At 64.6% G+C, this 26286-nt stretch carries 19 protein-coding genes; 11 read left to right on the top strand and 8 right to left on the bottom strand.

Going from position 1 to position 26286, the window contains the following annotated elements; genetic code table 11:
* Positions 1-118: 118 nt before the first annotated feature.
* From tssH to tssA, 8 genes are all read right to left on the bottom strand, one after another.
* Entirely contained in the window at positions 119-2776 is a 2658-nt protein-coding gene (tssH, locus tag BBG20_RS09580) for a type VI secretion system ATPase TssH (RefSeq protein WP_065902537.1), read from the bottom strand.
* Positions 2769-3812 carry a type VI secretion system baseplate subunit TssG gene (gene tssG / locus BBG20_RS09575; protein ID WP_065902535.1) on the bottom strand — a complete coding sequence of 348 codons (1044 nt, stop codon included), beginning with the start codon at positions 3810-3812 and terminating at the stop codon, positions 2769-2771. Before tssG ends, tssH begins: the two co-directional genes overlap by 8 nt.
* The gene (tssF, locus tag BBG20_RS09570; protein WP_065902533.1) at positions 3776-5635 is read right to left on the bottom strand and encodes a type VI secretion system baseplate subunit TssF; all 1860 of its coding nucleotides are present in this window, start codon (positions 5633-5635) and stop codon (positions 3776-3778) included. The genes tssG and tssF overlap by 37 nt, the downstream gene beginning before the upstream one ends.
* The gene (tssE, locus tag BBG20_RS09565) at positions 5632-6147 is read right to left on the bottom strand and encodes a type VI secretion system baseplate subunit TssE (protein ID WP_005792513.1); all 516 of its coding nucleotides are present in this window, start codon (positions 6145-6147) and stop codon (positions 5632-5634) included. Before tssE ends, tssF begins: the two co-directional genes overlap by 4 nt.
* 78 nt (positions 6148-6225) lie before the next feature.
* Complete coding sequence (locus BBG20_RS09560) at positions 6226-6714, bottom strand: Hcp family type VI secretion system effector (RefSeq protein WP_005792512.1); 489 nt, start codon at positions 6712-6714, stop codon at positions 6226-6228.
* Between the two features lie 99 nt (positions 6715-6813).
* Positions 6814-8310 carry a type VI secretion system contractile sheath large subunit gene (tssC, locus tag BBG20_RS09555; RefSeq protein ID WP_032884437.1) on the bottom strand — a complete coding sequence of 499 codons (1497 nt, stop codon included), beginning with the start codon at positions 8308-8310 and terminating at the stop codon, positions 6814-6816.
* Between the two features lie 2 nt (positions 8311-8312).
* Positions 8313-8819: a type VI secretion system contractile sheath small subunit gene (gene tssB / locus BBG20_RS09550; RefSeq protein ID WP_065902531.1), complete on the bottom strand. Its 507-nt coding sequence runs from the start codon at positions 8817-8819 to the stop codon at positions 8313-8315.
* 54 nt (positions 8820-8873) lie between these two features.
* Positions 8874-9893 (bottom strand): type VI secretion system protein TssA, encoded by a 1020-nt coding sequence (gene tssA, locus BBG20_RS09545; protein WP_065902526.1) that lies wholly within the window; start codon positions 9891-9893, stop codon positions 8874-8876.
* Between the two features lie 395 nt (positions 9894-10288).
* Here tssA and tagH point away from each other — a divergent pair, with 395 nt between their 5' ends.
* The 11 genes from tagH to BBG20_RS09490 are packed head-to-tail and all read left to right on the top strand — an operon-like array spanning position 10289 to position 26263.
* Positions 10289-11617 (top strand): type VI secretion system-associated FHA domain protein TagH, encoded by a 1329-nt coding sequence (gene tagH / locus BBG20_RS09540; RefSeq protein ID WP_065902525.1) that lies wholly within the window; start codon positions 10289-10291, stop codon positions 11615-11617.
* A gap of 51 nt (positions 11618-11668) precedes the next feature.
* On the top strand, positions 11669-12178 hold the full coding sequence (tssJ, locus tag BBG20_RS09535; RefSeq protein WP_065902524.1) for a type VI secretion system lipoprotein TssJ: 510 nt from the start codon (positions 11669-11671) through the stop codon (positions 12176-12178).
* Between the two features lie 16 nt (positions 12179-12194).
* Positions 12195-13529: a type VI secretion system baseplate subunit TssK gene (gene tssK / locus BBG20_RS09530; RefSeq protein WP_065902522.1), complete on the top strand. Its 1335-nt coding sequence runs from the start codon at positions 12195-12197 to the stop codon at positions 13527-13529.
* A gap of 6 nt (positions 13530-13535) precedes the next feature.
* The gene (locus tag BBG20_RS09525) at positions 13536-14825 is read left to right on the top strand and encodes a DotU family type VI secretion system protein (protein ID WP_065902521.1); all 1290 of its coding nucleotides are present in this window, start codon (positions 13536-13538) and stop codon (positions 14823-14825) included.
* The gene (gene tssM, locus BBG20_RS09520) at positions 14822-18322 is read left to right on the top strand and encodes a type VI secretion system membrane subunit TssM (RefSeq protein ID WP_065902519.1); all 3501 of its coding nucleotides are present in this window, start codon (positions 14822-14824) and stop codon (positions 18320-18322) included. The genes BBG20_RS09525 and tssM overlap by 4 nt, the downstream gene beginning before the upstream one ends.
* On the top strand, positions 18319-18972 hold the full coding sequence (gene tagF, locus BBG20_RS09515; protein ID WP_065902517.1) for a type VI secretion system-associated protein TagF: 654 nt from the start codon (positions 18319-18321) through the stop codon (positions 18970-18972). The genes tssM and tagF overlap by 4 nt, the downstream gene beginning before the upstream one ends.
* Positions 18973-19692: a PP2C family protein-serine/threonine phosphatase gene (locus BBG20_RS09510; RefSeq protein ID WP_065902515.1), complete on the top strand. Its 720-nt coding sequence runs from the start codon at positions 18973-18975 to the stop codon at positions 19690-19692.
* Positions 19689-22670 (top strand): serine/threonine-protein kinase, encoded by a 2982-nt coding sequence (locus tag BBG20_RS09505; protein ID WP_065902513.1) that lies wholly within the window; start codon positions 19689-19691, stop codon positions 22668-22670. The genes BBG20_RS09510 and BBG20_RS09505 overlap by 4 nt, the downstream gene beginning before the upstream one ends.
* Positions 22670-23374, top strand: coding sequence for an ABC transporter ATP-binding protein (locus tag BBG20_RS09500; protein WP_065902511.1), 705 nt, complete (start codon positions 22670-22672; stop codon positions 23372-23374). Before BBG20_RS09505 ends, BBG20_RS09500 begins: the two co-directional genes overlap by 1 nt.
* Positions 23374-24558, top strand: a complete 1185-nt coding sequence (locus BBG20_RS09495; RefSeq protein ID WP_065902510.1) for an FtsX-like permease family protein — start codon at positions 23374-23376, stop codon at positions 24556-24558. Before BBG20_RS09500 ends, BBG20_RS09495 begins: the two co-directional genes overlap by 1 nt.
* Positions 24551-26263: an SUMF1/EgtB/PvdO family nonheme iron enzyme gene (locus BBG20_RS09490; RefSeq protein WP_065902506.1), complete on the top strand. Its 1713-nt coding sequence runs from the start codon at positions 24551-24553 to the stop codon at positions 26261-26263. Before BBG20_RS09495 ends, BBG20_RS09490 begins: the two co-directional genes overlap by 8 nt.
* Positions 26264-26286 lie beyond the last annotated feature (23 nt).

Here is a 26286-nt window from a genome sequence, read left to right as displayed (position 1 = left end):
CGTAAATGACTTAATAACTGAAGAAACCGAATCCAATGTGGGAGTTGCCTTGTGTGGGAGCAGGCAAGCCAGCTCCCACACAAGGCAACTCCCACAGTTTTTATCGCATTCCGTCAGGTCAATCGTTGAAGTCGTAGTGCAATTCGTTATCCCGCGTGCTGATACGCACTCCCGCCAGCGCCTTGCCTTCGAGCATGCGCGTGAGGAATTCACGGCTCATGTCCGGCAGCAGGCTGTTGGTCAGAATGGTGTCGATCATGCGCCCGCCGCTTTCGGTTTCGGTGCAGCGCGAGACGATCAGGTCGACCACCGCGTCGTCGTAGTCGAAGGCGACCTTGTGGGTGCTCTCCACGCGCTTCTTGATGCGGTCCAGTTGCAGGCGAGTGATCGCCTTGAGCATCGTGTCGCTCAGCGGGTAGTAAGGAATGGTCACCAAGCGGCCGAGCAGTGCCGGCGGGAAAATCTCCAGTAACGGCTGGCGCAGGGCCTTGGCGATTTCTTCCGGCTCGGGCGTGTTCGCAGGGTCTTTGCAGACTTGCGAAATCAGCTCGGTGCCGGCGTTGGTGGTCAGCAGGATCAGGGTGTTCTTGAAGTCGATCACCCGGCCTTCGCCGTCTTCCATCACGCCCTTGTCGAACACTTGGAAGAAGATCTCGTGCACGTCCGGGTGGGCTTTTTCCACCTCGTCCAGCAGCACCACGCTGTAGGGTTTGCGCCGCACCGCCTCGGTCAGCACGCCGCCTTCGCCGTAGCCGATGTAGCCCGGTGGCGCGCCCTTGAGGGTCGACACCGTGTGGGCTTCCTGGAACTCGCTCATGTTGATGGTGATCACGTTCTGCTCGCCGCCGTACATGGCTTCGGCCAGGGCCAGGGCGGTTTCGGTCTTGCCCACGCCCGACGTGCCGGCGAGCATGAACACGCCAATCGGCTTGCTCGGGTTGTCGAGGCCGGCGCGGGAGGTCTGGATGCGCTTGGCGATCATCTGCAACGCGTGGTCCTGGCCAATGATGCGCTTCTTCAGGTGCTGGTCGAGGTTGAGCACGGTCTCCAGCTCATTGCGCGCCATACGGCCCACCGGGATGCCGGTCCAGTCGGCGACCACCGAGGCCACGGCCTGGTAATCCACGGTCGGCAGGATCAGCGGGGTTTCGCCTTGCAGGGCCGTGAGGCGCTGTTGCAGGTCGACCAATTGGGCGCGCAGCTCATCGTTGCCGCTGTCCACCACGCCGGCTTTTTCACGCAAGGTTGCGCGGGTCGCCAGCAGTTCGTCGACCAAGGTTTTCTCTTCGGCCCAGCGGTTTTCCAAGGTGGCCAGGCGTTCACGCTCGGCACTCAGCAAGGCTTCGCTGTTGGCCTGGCGTGTACCGATGGCGATGCCGATCGCGTGTTCGCGGGCGATGATCTGCAACTCGGTTTCCAGCGCTTCGATGCGGCGGCGGCTGTCATCGACTTCAGCCGGCACGGCGTGCAGGCTGATGGCGACACGGGCGCAGGCGGTGTCCAGCAAACTCACGGATTTGTCCGGTAGCTGGCGCGCAGGAATGTAGCGGTGCGACAACTTCACCGAGGCTTCCAGGGCTTCGTCGAGAATCTGCACCTGATGGTGTTTTTCCATGGTCGAGGCCACGCCGCGCATCATCAGCAGTGCCTTGTCTTCCGACGGCTCGGCCACTTGCACGACCTGGAAACGCCGGGTCAGCGCCGGGTCCTTCTCGATGTGCTTTTTGTACTCGGCCCACGTCGTCGCGGCCACGGTACGCAAGGTGCCACGGGCGAGGGCAGGCTTGAGCAGGTTGGCGGCGTCACCGGTGCCGGCGGCGCCACCGGCACCTACCAGCGTGTGGGCTTCGTCGATGAAGAGGATGATCGGCTTGGGCGAAGCCTGGACGTCTTCGATGACCTGGCGCAGGCGCTGTTCGAACTCGCCTTTCATGCTCGCGCCGGCTTGCAGCAGGCCCACGTCGAGGCTGCGCAGTTCCACGTCTTTGAGCGCAGGCGGCACATCGCCGGCGACGATGCGCAGGGCGAAACCTTCGACCACGGCGGTCTTGCCCACCCCGGCTTCACCGGTGAGGATCGGGTTGTTCTGGCGCCGACGCATCAGGATATCCACCAACTGGCGGATCTCTTCGTCACGGCCCACGATCGGGTCGAGCTTGCCGCTGCGGGCCTGTTCGGTGAGGTCGACGGTGAAGCGCTTGAGGGCTTCCTGCTTGCCCATCGCACTCGGCGCCATCGCGCCGCTGGCTTCGCCTGGTACCGCACCGGCATTGAAACCGTCGCTGGCGCTCAAGGCATTTTCGGGCGAGTCGCCGACGTATTCGTCAAAACGTTCGCTCAGGGCTTCGGCCTTGATCTTGTCGAACTCGGAAGACAAGCCCAGCAACGCGTGGCGCAGGCTCGGGGTCTTGAGAATACCGAGCACCAGGTAACCGGTGCGCACCTGGCTTTCGCCGAACATCAGGCTGCCGTAGACCCAGCCGCGTTCTACGGCCTCTTCGACGTGAGATGACAGGTCAGTGATCGAAGTCGAGCCGCGCGGCAGGCGGTCCAGGGCTTCGGTCAGGTCGCGGGCCAGGCGTGCCGGCTCGACGTTGAACTGGCGAATGATGCGGTGCAGGTCCGAGTCCTGCAGCTGCAGCAACTGGTGAAACCAGTGGGCCAGTTCCACGTACGGGTTGCCCCGCAGTTTGCAGAACACGGTGGCGGCTTCGATGGCCTTGTAGGCCACGCTGTTGAGTTTGCCGAACAGTGCGGCGCGACTGATTTCACCCATGCTCTGGATTCCTTGAGGTGGTGGCGTGATCGGCGTAGTGCCGGGCCAGGATTAGGTCGTTGGCGTCTTGTGCAGGTTTGCCGAGCCAGGTGTTGAAGCCCAGGCGGAACTGGCCGTTGAGTTGCAGCGTCGGCACTTCGGGTTGTTGCAAAACCAGGTTCAGGTCCCAGTCCAGTTCATGGCCCAGGTACTCGGCCACCCAAGCCACCAGCTCATTGAACGGCTGGCTGCCGGGCAGCATGCCCATGTAGTCATCGAGCTTGAGCGGGCCGAGGCGGATGCGAAATTTATGCTGGCGGTCCCACACGTGGCTGCCCAGGCAAAAGTCCACGCCCAGTTGATTGGCGCTCACGCTGACGCGGCTGCGCTCGGGCAGTTCCAGCCATTGACCGACGTATTCCTCGATCTCCACGGGCAGGCCGAAGTACTCGCCGAGGATCGCCTTCAAACCGTCCGGGTAGCGGGTTTGCGCCGACAGGTGACCGCTGTAGTGCAGCTTCGCAGTGTCCGGAATCAGGCCCTGGTTGAGCAGGCTCGGCATGCCGCGGCCACTCAAGGCCGCCAGGCGTGCGGACCAGTAGTCGTCGTCCGGACGGTCGTGGCTGACGGTCGGCCGCGCCTCGGCCCAGGCCCGGTAGAACAGGCTCAGCAGGCGGTGGTGGAAAATATCCAGGAACTGTTTGCTGGTGCTGTCGGCGTTGTTGCGCTGACGCTCGCGCACGTACTCGGTGATGTGCAGCGGCAACGGGCCGTTGGGGCCGCCGAGGCCGAAGAAGAACTGCTCCAGCCGCGCCGGCTTGCCGTCGCCACCCGGATCGACCGAGGCCAGAGTCGCCGGGGCGAAGGTGCAGTCGGCCTGTTGCCCGAGGCGCAGCGGGTCATCCGCCAGGCGCAGGGAATGGCCCAGGCGTGGCAGCTCCGGCGATTCGCACTCGATACGCCGCAATGCCTGGAAAAAATCGTATTCCCAGGGCTCCTGATGCATCGCATCCAGTGTATTCACAGGGTCGGACGCCGCCCGGGCTTGGCTTTCCATCGCATGATCTCGCCGCGTTCGGTGGTACGGATTACCGTCTCGGTAAAACTGTTGATCGACACGTAGCGTGCCAGGAAGCGCTCCAGCACTGCACCGAGCAGGAACACGCCAGTGCCGCGAAACGCGTTTTCATCGAATTCCAAGGTAATTTCCAGGCCGCGACCAAACACGATCGGGCCGGGCATCGGCAAGCGTCGGGTCACCGCTTTGCTGCTGACTTCGCGCAGGCCTTCGATCTGCAATTGCAGGGCGGCATCGTTGCTGTCGCCGTACAGGCGCAGCAGTTCGCGCAAGGCGCCGGCGCCCTGGCCTTGTTCGCTCAGCGACAGGTAGTTGAGCGACAACTGGCTGATCAGGCGCCAGGCCTTGGCATCATGGGCGTGGCTGGCGCGCGGGCGGCTCGGGCCGGCAACGCAACGCACGGCCAATACCGGGGCGCTGTCGGCCAAGGTGAAGTCGGTCTTGCCGTTGCCCACACTCATGAACAGCGGCAAATCGCGGTTGGTGCACAGCGCGGTCACGCCGAGTTGGCGCAGGTCGTGGCGGTACGGGGCCTGCTGGCTGTCGACCAGGCTGACGAAGGTTTCACTGCCCACATACGTGGAGCGCGGGCCGTTGCGGCGCTGATCGCTGGACAGCACGCGCGGCTCGCGGCGCACGGTGTAGTAGGCCTGGTCACGACCATACCGCGACGGATCGCGTACCGCGTAGAACGGCAAAAACGGCTGTTCCGGCCCCGTGCCGTGGCCGGTGATGCCGCTCAACGAATGAATCTCGAAGTCCATCGGCCGGGTGCGGTCGGCGATCACATGGTGTTCGTTGACCCGGTCGGACAAGTGGATGCGGTCCACCCGTTTCGCAAACAGGTTGATGGCCGGCGTGCAGAACGGCATGAACTGCGCGGCGCCGACACTGCCTTCCAGGCTCGGCTCGTGACGGTCGAACAGGACGATCAGCTCCAGTTCCTGGCCGTCGCAGCGTTTGACCGCGCGGCCCAGCTCGGCGAATTCGACGAACAGGAAGCGATGGGGCAGGGCGAAGTATTCCTGCAGCAGGCGATAGCCCTGGAATGCCCGCGCGACCACGGGCATCGCCGCGTCGGCGTCGTCAAACCCCCGCGAGCGCAACGCGCCTTGAGGCAGGCGTTCGACCCAGTCGCCACCGGGCTTGCGCGCGAACACCGCGCAGGCGTTGCCGAGCAATTGCTCGTAGAGACGGAACGGTTGCTCGTCGGCGCCGCTCAGGTACAGCGGCAGGTTATCGAGGTCGAGGCTGTTGAACGGCAATTCGGCGCCGGTGCGCAGGGTCAGGCGCAGGCCGGCCTTGGCTTTCGGCTCGCTGGCGGCCAGGCGGCCGAGCACGGCGGCGGGGTTGCCGAAGTACTCGGCGCCGCTGACTTGCAACGGCCACAACGTCACCGGGTGTGCGGTGCGGTATTCGCAGCAGGTCTGGGTCTCGCGGCCCAGCGCGGCACGCAACACCGTGTCGCGCGGCAGCGGGAAGCCACTGGCCAGGGAGCCTTCATCGGGATCGGTCTGCAATTGCACCACGGTCATCGACGGTGTCGGTGCCAGGTAGTGCGGGTAGGCGATTTCCAGCAGGTTGTGGGTGAAGGTCGGGTACTCGGCGTCGAGCTTGAGCTGTACGCGGGCCGTCAGGTAGGCAAAGCCTTCGAGCAGGCGTTCGACGTACGGGTCGGCGCAGTCCATGCCGGACAGGGTCAGCCGACTGGCGATCTTCGGGTATTCCTTGGCGAACTCGGCGGCGCTTTCGCGCACGTGGTGCAGTTCCTGGTTGTACAGTTCCAGCAGGCGCGGGTTCATGGGCGCCTCCGCTGGTCGGCATTCACCACGCGCACGTGGCCAGACTCCAGGTCGAGGTCGGTTTGCAGCAGCAGGCGCAATGGCACCGGTTGTGCCCACAGGTCGCCTTCGATCTCGAAACTCAGCGCGTTGTGGTTCATCTCGCCATGGCCGACGCGGGCTTTGACCCGCAAGGTGTGGCGCAGGATACGCGGCTCAAACGTGGCGATGGCCTGGTAGATCAGGGCTTCCAGGGCCTTGATATCGACGCTGGATACACTGTTGCCCGCCAGTGCCGGCAGGCCGTAGTTGACCACCGAAGTACCGGCCGGGGTGTGCAGGGTGGCATCGGCATCCAGCAACGACGTGGTGTTGAGCAGCCACGCCAGGTCGCGCAGAACCGAGGCTTTCAATTGGGTCAGGGACAGCACGCGTTTGTCGGCGCTTTCCTTGGGATTGGTCGGGTCGTCGTCGGTCAACCGGTCTAGCAGGGACGGTTGCAGACGGTCGCGGGAAGCGATTTCAGTTACCACCAAAGCAGCTCCACGGACGGATTGCGAGAGGAACACAAAGCCTTGGGCCGTGGCGCCGGGCCACGGCCGCAAGGGTTATCAGCGCTTGGTGTTGGAACGGATATTCCAGCCAAACTTGATCGCGCCGCCGTCTTTGGTGCCGTCGGCTTTCTGCGGCTGGTAGTCGACCATCACTTGGGCGAAGTTCAGGGTGACGTTTTCGGTCAGGCGGTCATCGGTGCCCGAACCGCCGGTGCTCAGCGAGGTGACCAGCACTTCTTCCAGGTTGATCACCATGTACTCGACCTGGCTCTCGCCACCGGCCTTGCGCACGGTCAGCTTGACCTTGTCGATGTGCTTGCCGCTGGCGCAGTGCATCATCAGGTTCGGCGACGCCTTGTCGACGTACTTGGTCAGCGACAGGTCCTGGATATTCACCTTGCCCGCACCGCCGCCACCGCCCACGTGCATGTTGCCGGACTGGGCCATGCCCCAGCTCCAGTTCAGCACGTCGATTTCGTCCTTGTGGGCCTTGTCCATGGACTCGCCCTTGATGTCGCCGATCTTGATGAAAATATCAACAGCCATGTTTTCTCCCTGTGTGGCGTGCGCCACTCGATTTGGTTTGTGTGGGAGCCCGCTCCCACACAAGCCCGGCTCCCACAGAAGAGCTAGCTCATCCGATGTTTAGGCGCTTTTCGCCGACGGCAGCTTCGATACCAGGCGCAGCGACACGGTCAGCCCTTCGAGCTGGTAGTGCGGGCGCAGGTAGAACTTGGAGTTGTAGTACCCCGGGTTGCCTTCGACGTCTTCCACGATCACTTCGGCCGCCGCCAACGGGTGCTGGGCCTTGGTGGTCTCGGTGGAGTGCGCCGGGTCACCGTCGACGTAGTTGAGGATCCAGTCCTGCAACCAGCGCTGCATCTCGTCCTTCTCTTTGAAGGAGCCGATCTTGTCGCGCACGATGCACTTCAAGTAGTGGGCGAAACGGCAGGTGGCGAACAGGTACGGCAGGCGTGCGGCCAGGTTGGCGTTGGCGGTGGCGTCCGGGTCGTCGTATTCGGCCGGTTTCTGCAGCGACTGCGCACCAATGAACGCGGCGAAGTCGGTGTTTTTCTTGTGCAGCAGCGGCATGAAACCGTTCTTCGCCAGTTCCGCTTCGCGGCGGTCGCTGATGGCGATTTCGGTCGGGCACTTCATGTCCACGCCACCGTCATCGGTAGGGAACGTGTGGGCCGGCAGGTTTTCCACTTCACCGCCGGACTCCACGCCACGGATGCGCGAGCACCAGCCGTAGTGCTTGAAGGAGCGGTTGATGTTCACGGCCATCGCGTAGGCGGCGTTGGCCCAGGTGTATTTGGAGCTGTCGGCGCCGTCGGTGTTTTCTTCGAAGGCGAAGGCTTCCACCGGGTCGGTCTTGGCGCCATATGGCAGGCGCGCCAGGAAGCGCGGCATGGTCAGGCCGATGTAGCGCGAGTCTTCCGATTCGCGCAGCGAGCGCCAGCCGGCGTATTCCGGGGTGGTGAAGATCTTGGTCAGGTCGCGCGGGTTCGACAGTTCCTGCCACGAGCCCATGCCCATCACGGTCGGCGACGCTGCAGCGATGAACGGCGAGTGCATGGCGGCGCAGACTTTCGACAGCTCGCCCAGCAGCTCGACGTCCGGTGGCGACTGGTCGAAGTAGTAGTCGCCGACCAGGCAACCGTACGGTTCGCCGCCGAACTGGCCGTATTCTTCTTCGTACATCTTCTTGAAGATCGGGCTCTGGTCCCAGGCAGTACCCTTGAATTTCTTCAGGGTCTTGTGCAGGTCCGGCTTGGAGATGTTGAGCACGCGGATCTTGAGCTGCTCATCGCTCTCGGTGTTGTTGACCAGGTAGTGCAGGCCACGCCAGGCGCTTTCCAGCTGCTGGAAATCCTGGTGGTGGATGATCTGGTTGACCTGGGCGGTGAGCTTGGCGTCGATGGCGGCGATGATCGATTCGATCGACTTGATCGCGTCATTGGACACCAGGTCGGTTTGCGCCAGGGCCTGCTCGGCCAGGGTGCGCACGGCGGTTTCCACGGCTTCGCGGGCACGCTCGGTCTTGGGCTTGAATTCTTGCAGCAGCAGGTTCGCGAACTCGCTGGCTTCTTCGGTAGCCCCCAGGATCTGGGAGCCTTCGCGGGCGGTATTGTCCGTCATGATTATTGGTCCCCTGCAGACTTGGGTGCGCTGGCAAGTGCCTGGAGCAATGCCGGGTCCTTGATCGCCTTCATGATGATTTCTTCAGCGCCAGTCTTGCCGTCCATGTAGGTCAGCAGGTTGGCCAGCTGGGTACGGGCTTCGAGCAGCTGGTTCAGCGAATCGACCTTGCGGGCCACGGCCGCCGGGCTGAAGTCGTCCATGCTTTCGAAGGTGATATCCAGGCTCAGGTTGCCTTCGCCGGTCAGCTCGTTGGGGACGTGGAATGCCACGCGCGGCTGCATGGCCTTGAGGCGCGAGTCGAAATTGTCGACATCGACTTCAAGGAACTTGCGGTCGGCCACGGGCGCCAGAGGCTCGGCAGGCTTGCCGGCGAGGTCGGCCATCACGCCCATCACGAAGGGCAGCTGGACCTTTTTCTCGGCGCCGTAGAGCTCGACGTCGTACTCGATCTGCACTCGAGGCGCGCGGTTGCGCGCGATGAATTTCTGAGAACTTTGCTTCGCCACGTTGCTGCTCCTGGTCGCTTGAGCGACGGTGTTGTTACTGCACGCTCGGGCGGCTTAATCGCCGTCCGGACCGCGCAGGTTTTCAAATTGGGACATGCCGTCGGGAATCAGGTTGCGCACGATGGCCGCGAAGTCGGCGTGCACCAGATTCTTGGCCCGGTTCAACAACACCGGCAGCGGGCTCGAAGGCTCGTGCCGGGTGTAGTACGCAAGGATTTTGTCGAGGCTGCGCAGCACGTCATCGCGGCTGGCGATGTCGCCAGTGGGGCGCGGTGCTACGGGGGCTGCGGCGAAGTCGACCGAGGGGGCATTGTCGTCACTGACGGCCTCGGGTTCGCTGCGGGTGTCGCTGTTCGGTACGAATTGGTTGAGGATTTGCAGGGCCTGCTTGAGCGGTTGCTTCAACAGGCTGAGGTCGACGCCCTGGGCCGAACCGACCTGGTCGCTGACCTGTTGTTCGATGGCTTCGCAAGCGGCGCGCGCGGCGCCCAGGGCATCGCGGGTGGCCTGTAATTGCTCGGGGTCGCTGTCCAGGAACGCGGCGTTGAGTTGCTGCGCGCCGAGCTGCTCATCGGGGAAATTCATCAGGCCGCTGGCGTTCAGCGCGGCCCGCAGGCTGACCGGGCCGAAGGTGCGCGAGCGGGTGAGGATGCTTTCGCGCAGCAGGCGAATGGTCGCGTCGCTGGTCAGGCCGGACAGTGCGTTGATGCGAACCGTGGGGTCGTTATAGTCGTCGGCATCCAGGCGTGGGTGCAGGTCGGCCCAGTATTCGCGCAGCAGCGCGTTGATCAGCGTGAGCACTTCTGCGAGCCCGGCCACGCCTTGCAGGGCGAGCGAGCTTTGCAACAGGAAATGGGTGATTCGCAGGTCCTTGCTGCGCTGCAACAAGTCGAGGCTTTGCTGCTGGATGCTGCGCCATTCCGGCGGTTCAGCGGGCAAAATCGAATCGCCCATGCTGCGCTCGGGTTGGCCCTTGGCATCACGCTCCAGTTGGAGAAAGTCCGCGTCATATTCCATGTCTTCGCCACACGGCGAAGTTGCGGAAACGGCGGTGAGCAGCAACGGCACATCCACTGAAATTGATCTCCCTATCAGCCCGTTAGATGGCGGGCAATGCATGCATTAGTTGCGCGAGGAACTTTGCATGTTTTCTTGGTCATATAAGCAAGATGCCACTAATGTGCCATCACTGGTATTCAAGAAGTTGTGCATTTTTGGTGTAGTACTTAGGGCTTGTCAAGGTAAGCTATTCGCCCTCTGTGACAGATGTGCGGTGCTTAACAACCTGCACGACTGGTGGGTCGAACGGCGTACCAGGACAGGATTTTTGTCATGGAGCCCAGTTAAGATCAGCGATCATGCTGGTATCGGCAGGTTGTGGACGGTCGATTGCACGACCAGATGGGGATCTCCCGGGAACCGCTCGGCCCGGGAATCGACTGCGCGCGAAGTATCAGCAAGGAGGCAAGATGTCGCTGTGTTTGACTATCACTAGTTATCACAAGATCACCCCTGGGCAGTGCTCGGAAAAGTCCATGAATCAGGGCTCGATGGCTATCGGCCGCAGCGCGGACAATGACTGGGTGTTGCCTGACCCTGAGCGGCTGGTGTCTTCACAACACTGCGTTATTCAATACAAAGAAGGCCGTTATTATTTAACCGATAACAGCACCAATGGCGTGGAGTTGGTCAACGCCGGTATTCGGATGCGCCGGGGTAACAGCGAACCCCTTCAAAATGGCGAGTTGATCCGCATTGGCGATTACGAGATCCAGGCGCGTATCGACTTCAATGTGCAGGCGGTCGACAGCCAGCCGTTTGCCGGGGATTCACCGAACAGTTTTGAAGCGCTGATGGGCGCCGTGGTGAGCACTCCCACGCCGACGCCGGTGATTGCGCCGCAGTTCCATGGGGCGTCGTCGATGGACACGCTGCCGGACCTGTTCGACTTCCTCAGCCCCACTGCCGTACCGCCCGCGACGGTACCGGACCACGTGCCGTCCGAGCAGCATGACTTCCGCCCCCCGACCCCTGTGGTCGTTGAGAAACCCGTGGTGCCGAGTTCGGTCATTCCTGAAGACTGGGACCTGTTTGGCGACACGCCCGCACCGGTCGTCAGCGCACCGCCACCTTCGCCGTCACCGCCACCTGCGCCCATTACCCCGCCGCCGCCCGTGGTCGAGCCCGTGCTCCCCGTGGCCGACAGCCAACAGCCGGATCTGTTGCAAGCCTTCCTGCGCGGTGCCGGCCTGGACCAGTTGCGCCTGGACCGGGCCGATGCCTGCGCGCAGATGGAAAGTATCGGCCGCAGCTACCGGCTGATGGTCGAAGGCTTGATCGATGTGCTGCGCGCCCGCGCCAGCCTCAAGGGCGAGTTCCGCATGCAGCAGACGATGATCCAGCCCGCTGAAAACAATCCGTTGAAATTCGCACCGAATGCCGACGAAGCGTTACTGCTGCTGCTTCGCCATGGCAACCAGGCGTTTATGGCGCCCGATGCTGCCGTGCGCGACAGTTTCGACGACTTGCGCGCCCACCAGTTGGCGGTGATGGCCGGTGTGGAAGCAGCGATCAAACACCTGCTCGGGCGTTTCGAGCCGGCGCAGCTGGAAGAGCGCATGGGCAAGCCCGGCGGGCTCTCGAGTCTTTTCAACGGCTCGCGCCAGGCCCAGTACTGGCAGCAGTTCACCGAGCTCTACAGCAATATTTCCCGCGAGGCCCAGGAAGACTTCCAGGACCTGTTCGGCCGCGAATTCAGCAGAGCCTATGAGGAACACAGCGCACGCCAGCGTCGCTGACCCGCAACATATGGATTAACGGATAGCTAAGTACGTCATTGAGGACGCAGGATGATTCCCAGGTTTTTATTCGCAGTCGCCACACTGCTTCTGCTGACGGCGTGTGCCAAGGATGCCGCCAAACCCGACGCCGCCACCGAGGCGCCAGCGGACACTGCCGCCGTCGAGCTGCACTTTCACGCGATTGCCGGGCTCAACCCCGGCGCCAACGGCCAGGCCGCCCCGGTACGGGTGCGCATCTTCGAACTGAAAAACGCCGCCACCTTCGCGCGCTCCGATTACTTCGCCCTGGCTGACCGCGCGCAATCCACCCTCGGCCTGGACCTGCTGGACCAGGATGAAGTCATGGTGCAGCCCGGCGAGCAAATTAGCATCCAGCGCGACCTCGACCCGTCCACGCGCCAGATCGGGCTATTGGTCGGCTATCGCGAGCTGGACCGCGCGCAGTGGCGCACGGTGATCAACGTGCCAGCGCGCCAATACACCGAATACCAGATCAGCCTCGATGTGCGCGCGGTGCGCGCCGACGTCGTGGTTGCCCCATCCAGCCCTGCCCAATAACGCAATCGGAGCCCCCATGTCCTGGAACAATCGCGTGGTCTGGTCGGAAGGCATGTTCATCGGAACGCAGCACTTCCAGCAGCATGACCGTTACCTGGAAAACCTGATCGACGCCCGCAGCCGCCCGTTGTCCGTGGGCGCCTGGGGGTTCTCCGAGCTGCTGATCGACCAGGGCCTGCTGGCCCAGGGCAAGCTGGCGATCGTCTCGGCGCGCGGCCTGTTGCCCGACGGCACGCCGTTCAACATCCCCCAGGATGACCTGGCGCCAAGCCCGCTGAATATCGATGACTCCCTGCGCGACGGCCTGGTGTACCTGGCCTTGCCGCTCAAGCGCGCGGGCGCCCGTGACACCGTTGATGACGGCGAAGACTTGGGCGCTGCGCGCTATGTGAGCCAGGTGCGCGAAGTGCGCGACGACAACGCGCCGTTCGAGAACCGCGCGCCGGTGGCCGTCGGTTCGCGCGCCTTGCGTCTGTTGACCGCGCAGGATGGCATCAGCGACTACGCCGCCATCGGCCTGGTGCGCATCAAGGAAAAACGCGCCGACCGCGCACTCGTGCTCGATGACAGCTACATCCCGCCAGTCCTCGATGTGGCCGCGAGCAAACCGCTGACCGCGTTTCGCAGCGAACTGCTCGGCCTGCTGCACCAGCGTGGCGAAGCCCTGGCTGGCCGCGTGGTCGCCTCGGGCGCGGGAGGCGCCTCGGAGATTGCCGATTTCATGCTGCTGCAACTGGTCAACCGGGCGCAGCCGCTGCTCCAGCATTTCAGCCAATTGAGCCCGCTGCACCCGGAGCGCTTATTCAGCGAACTGGTGAGCCTGGCCGGGGAGTTCTCGACCTTTTCCACCGCCGGCCGACGTCCGCAGGAATACCCGCAGTACCAGCACGACGACCTGGCCCTGAGCTTCGCCCCGGTGATGGCGGCCCTGCGTGAAGCCCTGTCGATGCTGATCGACAGCAAGGCCACGCCGATCCCGATCGTCGAGAAAGCCTATGGCGTCCACGTGGCGATGCTGGCGGACAAAACCCTGCTCGACAGCGCCAGTTTCATCCTCGTGGTGCGCGCCGATGTGCCGGGCGAAACCCTGCGCGGGCGCTTCGGCCAGCAGAGCAAGGTCGGCTCGGTGGAGCACATCCGCGACCTGGTCAACCTGCAACTGCCGGGCATCGGCCTGCTGCCGCTGCCGGTGGCGCCGCGCCAGATCCCGTACCACGCAGGCTCCACTTATTACGAGCTGGACCGTGGCAGCGAGCACTGGCAGCAGCTGAGCAACTCCGGTGGTTTTGCCTTCCATATCGCCGGGCAATTCCCGGGCTTGAACCTGGCCTTCTGGGCGATCCGAGGATAATCCGCGATGCATCCCAATGACGATGACCGCACCCAGTTCATGCCGCGCCCGGGTGGCCGGGCGCCGGAGCCGGTGCGTGCACAACCGGCCCCGCTGTCGATGCCGGCGGCGCCGATCCTGACCGGCAAGAGCCAGGGCCTCAACCCGCTTGAAAGCGCCGCCGGCCCGCTGCTGGCACTGCTCACGCGCCTGCGCAGCACCATCGCCCATCCGGCGCCGGCCAGCCTGCGCGCGCAATTGCTGGCCTACCTGCGCCAGTTCGAAGAACGTGCCGAAGCCGCCGGCGTGGCGCGCAACGAAGTGCTGCTGGCGCGTTACGCGCTGTGCACCGCCCTTGACGAAGCAGTGCTGAGCACGCCGTGGGGCAGCACCAGCGACTGGGGCAAGCAGAGCCTGCTGATCACTGTGCACAACGAGGCCTGGGGCGGCGAAAAGGTCTTCCAGCTACTCGACCACTGCCTGCAAAGCCCACGGGAACGCCTGTACCTGTTGGAGCTGTTGTACCTGTGCATGTGCCTGGGTTTCGAAGGTCGCTACCGCGTGATGAACGACGGTCGCAGCCAGTTGGAAGCCCTGCGCGAACGCACCGCCGCTGCCATTCGCAGTGCGCGTGGCGAGCACGAGCGCGAGCTGTCGCCGCATTGGCGCGGCGTGACGGTGGCGCGTGACCGGTTGGCGCAGTTCATGCCGCCGTGGATCGCCGTGGCCATCGGCCTGGCGCTGCTGCTGGCGCTGCTGTTTGGTTTGCGCATGAAGCTGGCCGCGGACGCCGAGCCGGTGTTCAAGAATATCCATGCCCTGGGCGAAATCCCGGTGCAGGCCATCGACCGTCCGGTGGCGCAGCCCAAAGTCATCGAACGGCCACGCCTGGCAGGTTTCCTGGTGGAAGACATCAAGGCCGGTCGCGTTGCGGTGGAGGATGCGGTCGACCGTTCCGTGGTGACGATCCGCGGCGACGAACTGTTTGCCTCCGCCAGCTCCAGCATTGTCGATGACTACCAGCCGCTGATGCTGCGCATTGCCGACGCCATCCGCAAGGTCAAGGGCCAGGTGCGTGTGACCGGGCACAGCGACAACCGCCCGATTGCCACGCTGCGTTTCCCATCGAACTGGGCGCTGTCCGAAGCACGCGCCAAGTCGGTGCTGGAGATCCTGGCGGCCAAGACCGGCCAGGCCGATCGCTTCAGTGCCGAAGGCAGAAGCGACACCGAGCCGGTGGCGACCAACGCCACTGCCGAAGGCCGTGCCCGCAATCGTCGGGTTGAAATCACCGTATTGGCGGAGGGCGTCGAGTGAAGGCGTTTTTCAGTTTCATGATTCGCTGGGTGATCCCCGTCCTGGGCCTGATCGCCCTGAGCCTGATCATCTGGTTTGTCGGGCCATTGCTCGACGTGCTGGTGCCCGAAGGGCGACGCTGGGCGCTGATCATCCTGGTGTTTGCGCTGTGGATCGCCTACCGCGTGTTCCGCATCCTCCAGGCCCGGCGCCAGGCCGCCGAAGTGATGCGCAGCCTGGCGGCGGAAACCCCGGCCGACCCCAACAGCGTGGCCACCGCCGAAGAACTCACCACCCTGCGCCAGCGCATGGACGAAGCCCTGGCGTTGCTGAAAAAGGCCAAGCTGGGCGGTGATGAGCGGCGCAACCTTTACGAGCTGCCGTGGTACGTGATCATCGGCCCGCCGGGTTCGGGCAAGACCACTGCGCTGGTCAATTCCGGGCTGCACTTTCCTCTCGCCGCCCAGTTGGGCGCCGGAGCGGTGCGCGGTGTCGGTGGTACGCGCAATTGTGACTGGTGGTTTACCGACCAGGCCGTTTTGCTCGACACCGCCGGCCGCTACACCACCCAGGACAGCAACTCCACGGTGGACAAGGCTGCGTGGCTGGGCTTTCTCGACCTGCTGAAAAAGCAGCGTTCGCGCCGCCCGATCGATGGCGCCTTTATCGCCATCAGCCTGTCGGACCTGCTGCTGGGCAGTGACGAGGAACGCGCTGCCCACGCCGCCGCGATTCGCCTGCGGATCCAGGAGCTGTACACCCAGCTGGGCGTGCGCTTCCCGATCTACCTGATGCTGACCAAGCTCGACCTGGTGCCGGGCTTCATGGAATTCTTCGACAACCTGAGCAAGGAAGAGCGCGCCCAGGTGTGGGGCATGACCTTTGCCCTCGATGACGGCAAGAACAGCGACAGCCCGCTGGCGCACTTGCAAAGCGAATTCGCCGGCCTGGAGCAGCGCCTCAACGAGCGCCTGGTCGAACGCCTGCAACAGGAACGCGACCCGGCGCGGCGCGACCTGATCTATGGCTTCCCGCAGCAGTTCGGCGCCTTGAAGGATTGCCTGCAAAGCTTTCTTGAGGGCGTGTTCAAGCCCAATGCCTTTGAAGAGCGCGTGCTGCTGCGCGGCGTGTACTTCACCAGCGGCACCCAGGAAGGCAGCCCGATCGACCGCCTGATCGGCGCCATGGCCCAGAGCATGAACCTGGACCGCCAGCACCTGGCGCGCCAGAGTGGCACTGGGCGCAGTTACTTCATCGAAAAACTCTTCACCGCCGTGGCCTTCGCCGAGCGCGGGCTGGTGGGGGTGAACCCGAAGGTCGAGCGCCGGCGCAAGTGGATCGCGCGCGGCGTGCTCGCGGCCACCGTGGCGTTGGTGGTGGTGGTCAGCGGCCTGTGGTGGGTGAGCTATCGCGCCAACCAGGCGTATATCGCCCAGGTCGACCAGAAGGTCGCGCCCCTCGGCCAGACCGTGCAGAACCTCAGCCCGGCGCAGCGTGATGTGCTCGCGGTGCTGCCGCTGCTCAACGCGGTTAAAAACCTAGCGGGCGACTCGCCGAGCTGGTCCGAAGGGTTGGGCCTGTATCAGGGCGACATGCTTGAAGCCGAGTCCGCCAGCGTCTATCGCAAGCTGTTGATCGCCGTCTTCGCGCCACGCCTGGTGACGCGCATCGAAGAGCAACTGCATGGCGGCGGCAATTCGGACTTCCTCTACGAGGGGCTCAAGGCTTACCTGATGCTCGCCGACACCGAGCACTACGACCCGGACTTCATCAAGGCCTGGATCGCCCTGGACTGGGATCGCAACCTGCCGCGCGACTTGCCGGCCGACCAGCGCCAGGCCTTGACCGGGCACTTGCAGGCGCTGTTCGACCGCCATCCGCCGAGCGCGCGGCTCGACCCGCGCCTGATCGACGACCTGCGTCGCCAGCTGCAGCAACTGCCGGTGGCGCAGCGCGTCTACGACCGGGTCAAGCGTCAGAAGCTGCCCGAAGGCATTCCGGACTTTCGCCTCAACGAAGCCGCTGGGCGTGACGCGGCGCTGGTGTTCAGCCGCAAGAGCGGCAAGCCGCTGGGCGAGCCGTTGAGTGGGTTCTTCACCGCCAAGGGCTATCGCCAGGCGTTCCTGCTGAGCAGCCTGAATCAGACCGGCACCCTGGCCGAGGAGCAATGGGTGCTCGGCCATGAGCAGGCCGACCAGCAAAACGTGGTGAGCCTGGCCGCCGATGTGCGGCGCCTGTATTTCCAGGATTACCAGCGCCAGTGGGATGCCTTGCTCGCCGATATCGACTTTGTGCCGATCACCAGCGTGGCCCAGGCCGCCGACGTGCTGCGGGTGATTTCCGGCCCGACCTCGCCGCTGAAAAAACTGCTGGTGGCGGTGGCCAGGGAAACCGATCTGCAGGCCGAAGAGCGGCAGCTGGCGGCCAAGGGCGTACCGGTGGAAGGCGGCGTCGACAAGCTCAAGGAGCGTCTCGGCAGCCTGCTCGGCCAGGAGCAACCTGTCGCCAATGCACCGCAGGCAGCAGACGATCCGGTGACCGCGCACTTTGCCGAACTCAACAGCATCGTCAGCAAGAACGAAGGCGAGCCGGCAGCTATCGACGGCCTGTTGGCGGACATGAACGCGCTGTATGTGCAGGTCAGCGCCATGGTCGGCGCCAGCGGTGATGCCTTGCTCGGCGAGGCGAAGAACCAGGCAGCGGCGGCAGCCACGCGGGTCAGCCTGAATGCCGAACGCCAACCGCCGCTGGTGCAGGGCATGGTCAAGTCGGTGGTCAATTCCACTACCAACAGCATGATGGGTGGCGTGCGCAACCAGCTGAACGCGGCTTGGGTCAGCGAAGTGGTCAACGTGTATCGCCAGTCCCTGGCCGGGCGCTACCCGATGGCGCCGGGCAGCGCGCGGGATGCCACCCTGGATGACTTCGGCCAGTTCTTCGGCGTGGGCGGGGTAATGGACAACTACTTCCGCAAATACCTGCAGCCGTACGTGGACACCTCCGCGCAGACCTGGCGCTGGCAGCCGGGCGCGGCGCAGAAGCTCGGGATTGCGCCGGGCGTGCTGCAGACCTTCCAGCGCGCCGCGACGATTCGCGATGCGTTCTTCCGCGCCGGCGGCACCCAGCCGATCGTGCGGTTCGAGCTCAAGCCGGTGTCGATGGACCCGACCATCACTCAGTTCCTGCTTGACCTCGACGGCCAGCAATTGAGTTACGACCATGGCCCGAGCCGGCCGGTGGCGATGCAATGGCCGAACCCCGGCAGCATTGGCGTGGTGCGTATTTCGATCATGCCGCCGTCGGCCAGCGGGCGTTCCGGGGTGACGTTGGACGGGCCGTGGGCATGGTTCCGCCTGCTGGAGCAATCGGACCTGACCGCCGGCAACTCGCCGGATCGCTTCAACCTGCGCCTGCGGGTCGACGGCGCGAGCATTGCCTACGAGCTGCGCGCCAACAGCGCTTTCAACCCGTTCAAGAGCCGTGTGCTCAGTGGCTTCAGCCTGCCGGAGCGGCTATGACGACCCTGGGTTTCTACGGCAAGCTGGCCAGCCGCGGCGACTTTGTCAGCCGTGCCTTGCCGCAGAGTTTTATCGGCCCGTGGGACAGCTGGCTGGCGGCGGGTCTGCTCGCCAGCCAGCACAGCCTCGGCGCCGACTGGCTCAACGTGTACCTGGTCAGCCCGCTGTGGCGCTTTGTACTGGCGCCGGGCGTATGCGGGCCGGACGCGGCGGCGGGCGTGGTGATGCCGAGCATCGACCGGGTCGGGCGCTATTTCCCGCTGGCGGTGGTGGCCTTGCTGGATCACGACACCAATCCTGCCTCGCTGGTGGGCGGGCCGGACACCTGGTTTGAGCACGCCGAAGAGCTGTTGCTCAGCACCCTGGATGCCGGCGCCTCGTTCGAAAGCTTCAATGCTGGCCTCGACAGCCTGGGCGTGCCGGCAAGCACATTGCGCGCGGTGGACAGTCGTTTCGCCGGCCTGCAACGCGTAGCGGCCAGCGAGCCAGAGCAGCGCATGAATGCGCTCGCCGAACAGGCCTGCGACGGTGCGAGCCTGTGGTGGGGCCGTGGTTCGCAGACGATTTCCCCTGGTTTATTGCGGTGTCAGGGCCTGCCTGCCACCGGCGATTTTGCGCAGTTTTTGCTCGGACAAGAAGGTGTGGTGTAGATGGGGTCGACGTACAAATCTGCGAGCAAAAGCCATGTCGGCATGGTCCGCCAGGTCAACGAAGACGCGTGCCTGGACCTGCCGGAGAATCGCCTGTGGGTGGTCGCCGATGGCATGGGCGGGCATGCGGCGGGGGACTACGTCAGCAGCCTGATCGTCGACAGCCTGCGCAGCCTCCCTGTGGGGCGTTCCCTCGACGAATACTCGGCGGCGCTGCGCAATGACCTGATCCGCATCAACGCGGCCGTGCGTGAAGAAACCGCCAACCGTGGCGTGACGATGATGGGCAGCACCGTGGTCGTGCTGGCCGCGCGCGGCTTGCGCGGCGTGTGCCTGTGGGCCGGCGACAGCCGCCTGTACCGCCTGCGCGACGGCGTGCTCGAAGGCATCTCCCGCGACCACAGCTACGTCCAGGACTTGCAAGACAGCGGCTTGCTCAGCGAAGCCGACGCCCGTGTGCACCCACGCGCCAACATTGTCACCCGCGCGATTGGCGTGGAAGCCCAGTTGGAGCTGGCGGTAATCGACCTGCTGATCGCACCTGGCGACAGCTACCTGTTGTGCAGCGACGGCCTGAACAAAACCGTCGAAGACCATGAAATCCGCGAAGTGCTCAGCCACGACGCGCCGGATGAAATCGTGCGCAGCCTGGTGCACCTGGGGCTTAACCGGGGTGCGCCGGACAACATCACCGCCATCGTCGTGAAGGTATCGGCATGAACATCCTGATTCCCGGCTATGACATCGAAGGCGAAATCGGCGAAGGCGCCATGGCCAGCGTGTACCTGGCGACCCAGCGTTCGCTGGAGCGCAAGGTCGCATTGAAGGTGATGGCGGCGGCACTGGCGGCCGACCCGAGCTTCTGCGAACGCTTCCTGCGCGAGGGCAAGACCCTGGCGCGTTTGTCGCACCCGCACACAGTGACCATCCATGACATCGGCAATGTCGGTGAGCTGTATTACATGGCCATGGAATACCTGCCCAACGGCACGCTGAAAGAGCGCATCGCCGCCGGCCTGACGCCGGAGCAGGGCGTGACGCTGATTCGCCAGATCGCCTCGGCACTTGGCTATGCGCATGCCCAGGGCCTGGTGCATCGCGACGTCAAGCCGGCGAACATTCTGTTTCGCGCCGATGGCACGGCGGTACTGTCGGACTTCGGCATCGCCAAGTCCCTGGACGACCGCACCCAGTTCACCCAGGCCGGGTTTGCCGTGGGCACGCCGAGCTACATGAGTCCGGAGCAGGCGCGGGGCCAGGAGATCGATGGCCGCGCCGACCTGTATGCGTTGGGCGTGGTGTTGTACGAAATCCTCGTCGGCAAGCTGCCGTACAACGGCACCGATGCGCTGTCCACGGCGCTGGCGCACCTGACCGAGCCTTTGCCGGAGCTGCCGGTGCACCACGGGCGTTATCAGGACGTGCTGCGCAAGCTGTTGGCCAAGGACCCGGCGGAGCGTTTCCCGGATGCGGCGGCGTTGCTGGCAGCGCTGGACAACCTGCCAGCGGAGTCGTTGGAAGCCACCCTGGTGCGGCCGTTGCCGATCCCGCTGAGCTTCGACCTGGCGGGCATGACACCGGTGACCATCGACATCCCGACCGATAAACCCCAGCCGCAGCCGGTGCGTCAGCCGGTGGTGACGCCGACCCAGCACAACGCCGTGTCCGAGCAGCGCCGTGGGCCGGTGTTGGCATTGGCCGCCGTGGCCGTGGCGGTCGCGTTGGCCATTGGTGGCGCGAGCTACTGGTGGCTGAGTGGCAACGATGAGCCCGCCAAGCCGCCGGCTGCCGTGCTGCCCAAGGCGCCGCCGGCCGAGGCGACACCGGCAGTGGCCGAGGTGGACGGCGGTCAGCGCCCGCTGCTGATGGCCGGCAAGAAGACCTTGTTCCAGCGCGTGCTCAGCAAGCCGGGCGCCAAGCTCTCGCATGATGCCGGTGGCGCGCCAGGCGAAGGACTGCCGGCGTTTTCCGTGCTCTACGTTTATCAGCGCAAGGACGTCGATGGCAGCCCGTGGGTCCGCGTCGGCGCCGCCACCGATGGCCGCAGCGATGGCTGGTTACCGGCCGCGCAAGTCAGTGACTGGAAGCAGAGCCTGGTGCTCAAGTTCACCGAGCGCTCGGGCCGGGCGCCGGTGATGTTCCTGCGCCAGTCCAGCGAAGTCGAGAAACTGCTGGCCGACCCCGCCGCCGCCAAGGGCGCGTTGGCCAAGGCGCAGAAAAACAGCGACGACAACGGCCAGGTGCTGGCCCTTGAACCGACCGCCAGTGCGGTGCCGCAGAACCAGTTCTACCTGCTGCCGATCTTCGATTCCAAAGAGAGTTTCGACGAAAACGGCCAGCCGGTGCAGTTGCTCAACGTGGCCTCCATCGACCCCGGCACCGCCGCCGCCAAACCCGCCACGCCGGTGCTGAATGCCAACGCGGACGCCTTCCGTACCGCCGTGGTGCTGGTGGTCGATACCACCGTGTCCATGCAGCCCTATATCGACCAGATCCGCGATGTGGTGCACGAGCTGCAAACCCGCATCGCCGAGCGTGGCGAGTTGGACAGTGTCAGCTTCGGCATGGTCGGTTTTCGCAGCAGCATCAAGAAAACCCCGGGCCTGGAATACGTGGCCAAGACCCTGATCACCCTCGATAAGGGCCGCGACCCGCAGCGTTTTCTCGACATGGCGCGCCAGGTCAAGGCGTCCACCGTGTCCAGCCACTCGTTCAACGAGGACGCGTTCGCCGGCGTGATGCAGGCCGTGGACGGCATGGACTGGTCCGGCTATGGCGGTCGCATCATCCTGCTGGTGACCGATGCCGGCGCGCTGCGCAAGAACGACCCTTTTGCGGCCACCCAGATGAACGAAGCCGAAGTGCGCCAGGCTGCGCTGGGCAAGCAGATCAAGATCTACGCGCTGCACCTGCGCACCGACGCCGGCAAGAAAACCCACGCCGGTGCCGAGAGCCAGTACCGCATCCTCACGGCCGACGCCAACCCGCAGATCGCCGATCTGTACACGGCGGTGCCGGGTGGCGATGTGCGCAAGTTGGGTGAGCGTGTCGACGAGATCGGCACGGTGTTCGCCAACCTTGTCCATCAGGTGCGCAGCAATACGCCGCAGCCGGTGCCGCAGTTGAGCAGTTCGCCGAGCCTGGCGGACAAATCGGCGGCGGTCGGCTACGCGATGCACATGGATTTCCTCGGGCGCAAAACCGCGAGCCAGGCGCCGCAGCTGGTCAGCGCCTGGACCGCCGACCGCGACCTGACCAACCCGGCGCTGCCGGCGTTCCAGGTGTGTGTGATGCTGACTAAGTTGCAGCTCAATGACCTGCAGCAGTCGCTGAAAATGATTGTCGACGCGGCGCGCAAGACCCAGACCTCGCCCAAGGATTTCTTCCAGGAAATTGCCAGCGCCTCGGCTTATATGAGCCGCGACCCGCAAGCCCTGCGCAAGGGCGGCAACCTGGCCGACGGCGGCATTCTCGGCGAATACCTGGAAGGCCTGCCGTACCGCAGCAAGTCGCTGAATATGACCCAGGACTTGTGGTTGTCGTTGAGCGTGGCCGAGCAGGAAGACTTTATCGACGAGCTGGACTCGAAAATCCGTCTCTACGAAACCTTCCACAATGACGTGGCCAACTGGGTCCGTTTCGGCGATGCCGAGCCGGGCGATGCGTTGTACCGCGTGCCGCTGTCGACGCTGCCTTGATGCTGAACCTGAGCGCGGTGCATAAGAGCCGGGGTGTCGGTAGCCAGCGTTACAGCCTGGTGATTCCGGCGCTGGCGCTGCGTGCCGGTGAGCAAGTGGTAATTGTCGGTCCGAGCGGCTGTGGCAAAAGCACCTTGCTGGATTTGCTCGCGCTGGTATTGGCGCCGGATCAAGTCGGCCAGTTTGACTTCCATCAGCAGGATATCGCCGCGTTGTGGCGCGCCGATCAGCAATCCACCCTGGCCGAGCTGCGCAGCAGGCACCTGGGTTATGTGCTGCAAACCGGCGGGCTGCTGGGGTTTCTGGATGTGCGCAGCAATATCGCGCTGTCGCGGCAACTGCTGGGCCTGAAGGATGACGGCAGCGTGGCGCGCCTGGCCGCGCAGTTGGAAATCAGTGATCAGTTGATGAAGAAGCCGGCAGCGCTGTCGGTGGGGCAACGCCAGCGTGTGAGCTGCGCCCGCGCGCTGGCCCATGCGCCGCAGCTGGTGCTGGCGGACGAGCCAACTGCCTCGCTTGACCCGCTGAACGCCGAGCGCGTGATGCACGCGCTGCTGGCCCAGGCTCGCGAGCATCGCGCCGCCTGCGTGATTGCCACCCATGACGAGGCCCTGGCGCGTGCCAGCGGCTTGCAGGTGCGGCGCATCAGTTGTCGTCGCGACACCGACGGCGGTGTCACCGCGACGCTCGGGGAGGCGAGCTGATGCGCATCCCTCTGGTGGCCTCCCTGGCTTGGCAGGATTACCGCAACGACGCGTGGCTGTCGGCCTGCTCGGTGCTGGCACTGGTCGCCGTGATCGCGCCGTTGCTGGTGTTATTCGGCCTGAAATTTGGACTGGTTAGCAGTTTGACCGAACGTTTGGAGACCGACCCCGCGACCCGTGAAATTATTCCGTTGGGCGGTGGTCGATTCAGCAGCGCATTTGTCGAGCAACTGGGCCAGCGCCCGGATGTGGCGTTTGCACTGCCACGTACACGGCAGATTGCAGCCACCGCGCAAGTGGGCACGCTGACCCTGGAAATGCTGCCGACAGCGTCGGGCGATCCGTTGCTGGCGGGCGTGCCGATGCCGCGCGGGCTGGACCAGATCGTGCTGAGCCATACCGCTGCCGAAAAGCTCGCGGCGCGGCCAGGCGATTGGCTGGAAACCAGCGTTGCACGGCAAGTGGCGGGGCGCGTCGAGGCCCGGCGCACACGCCTGCAGGTGCTGGCGGTAGTGCCGCTGGAAGCCTTTGCGCGCGACGGGTTGTTTGCTGATTTGAGTTTGCTGGAAGCGGCCGAGGATTACCGCGATGGCCGCGCCGTACCGGCATTGGGTTGGGACGGTGAAGCCGTGGGTATGAGCGAGCAGCGCGTGTACCCGGCGTTTCGCTTGTATGCGCGCAGCCTGGTCGACGTGGAGCCGCTGCGAGTGTATTTCGCCGGGCAGAACCTGCTGGTGTCGACCCAGGCGCACACCATCGCCCAGGTGCAGTCGTTGAGCCGCAACCTGTCGATTGTGTTCTGGATCATCGCCGGGTTGGCGTTGGCGGGGGCGTTCGCAGCGATCTTCGCCGGGGCGTTGGCTGCGGTGGCGCGCAAGCGTCGGGAATTGTCGGTGCTGCGCCTGCTGGGCTTTTCCACCGGCGCGCTGTTGCTGTTTGTGGTGATGCAGGCGCTGTACAGCGCAGGTGTTGCCGCCGTGCTGAGTGCCGGGCTGTATGCACTGGCCGAGGCGGGGTTGAATCAATTATTCGTGCAGGTGCCGGGCGAACACGCCAGCCACCTGCTGGCGCGTCATTACGCCCTGGCCCTGGTTGCAGTCCTTGGCGTCAGCGCCGTGGCGGCGGCCTGTGGCGGTTGGCGAGTGGCGCGTATCCAGGCTTCTGAAGGAATCAGAGATGTATAAGTTACTGGGCGCCTGTGTGGCGCTGAGCCTGGCCTCGATGGCCTGGGCCGATGAGGCAAGCGACAAGCTCGACAACCCCAAGCCGTTGCCCGGCGACGTCAGCCTGCCGCTGCCGTGCGAAGGCAATATGCTGTTTCGCTACGCCTACGTCCTGGCCCAGGGCACCCTGGACGATCGCGAGATCAGCCTCGGCTATCCCTTTGCCGAAGGTGAGGCCGGCTACCAGCAGTCGTTTATTTCCGGTTACCGCCGCGACTTCATCAACGGCCAGTTCACCCTCAAGGACCTGCCGAAGGAGTGGAACAAAGTCATCGCGCCACTGATGCCGAAGACCGACGCCAAGACCCCGCTCAAGCCCATGCTCTACTTCATCGGCAAGTACGAAGTGACTGCCCGCCAGTACGCCCAGGTGATGTCCCAGGCGCAGTCGCTGGCCAGCGGCGAGCCGGCGCCGGCCTGCGATGTTCCCAGCGGCATGGCCGGGCGTTTGCCCAAGGTCAAGCTCTCGCGCTTTGAGGCCGAGCGCTTCTCGGCGGTGTACAGCGCCTGGTTGATGAAATACCACCGCGACTTGCTGCCGGTCAGCGGGCGCGGTTCGTCGGCGGATGACGGCGGCCTGGGGTTTGTGCGCCTGCCCACCGAAGTGGAATGGGAATTCGCCGCGCGCGGCGGCCACGCGGTGAGCCGCCAGGATCTGGAAGGGCGCCTGTTCCCGCGCCGCACTGACGGCAGTGACAGCGACGGCCCGCTAGGTGATTACGCAGTCTTCAACCAGGTCGCCGGTGGCACCGGGCAGGCGGCGCGGTTGATGCCCATCGGCACCAAATTGCCCAACCCGATCGGTATGTTCGATGTGATCGGCAACGCCGCAGAAATGGTCCAGGAGTCTTTCCAACTGGTGCACGCCGGGCGTCGCCAGGGCACCTACGGCGGCTTTGTGGTCAAGGGCGGCAACTACCTGGAAGGTGAGGGCACGCTGTTCACCGGCATGCGTCGCGAATACCCGCTGTTCGCTGCCGATGGCACCGAGCAGAGCAACGAAACCACCGGCTTCCGCGTGGCGATGGGGGCCTTGTCGGCGCCGCGCTCGCGCTACAAGGAACTGTTCGCGCAGTGGCAGAAAGAGGGCCGCCTGGCCGCGCTGACCGACGCCATCGACGATGCCCAGGACCCGACCAAGCGCCTGGACAGCATCATCGCCGCCAGCGCCGACCCCAAGCTGCAGGCCGAGCTGGGGTTGGTCAACGAAGAGCTCAAGCGCAATGTCTCGCTGATCGCCCAGCAACGCGAAGAGGCGGCGGGCAACCTGATCCAGTCGGCCGCGTTGGTGGCCGAGACCATCAGTAACTACAACATCCGCCTGGCCAACCTGCAGAAGAGTCGCCAGCAGGCCCTGGACAACAAGGACGAGGCCAGCGCGCAGCTGTTCGCCACCGCCATCGACAACGGACGCAGCGCCCTCGACGGCGCGGTGGCGATCTACATCGACAACCTGGCCACCGGCACGCGCTACACCGATGCGGTGATCCAGGCGCAGTTTCAACGAATCAAGGAAGAGTTGGATCGCAAACCCGTGCTCGGCAAGAGCCTGGTGACGCGCGCAACACTGTTCGTCCGCCATGTCGGCAACTACCGCAAGCAACAGCGGGCCGACCCGGCGACGATCTTGAAGGAATTGCTCGCAGCGAGCGGTCAGCGGTCTTGATCGTTGGCTGTATGGCGAGCTTG

It is taken from the genome of Pseudomonas aylmerensis, from assembly GCF_001702265.1.
In the GTDB taxonomy this organism is placed as follows: domain Bacteria; phylum Pseudomonadota; class Gammaproteobacteria; order Pseudomonadales; family Pseudomonadaceae; genus Aquipseudomonas; species Aquipseudomonas aylmerensis.
Note: the sequence above shows the minus strand (reverse complement) of the source record. Positions and strands in the feature narration are given on the sequence as shown.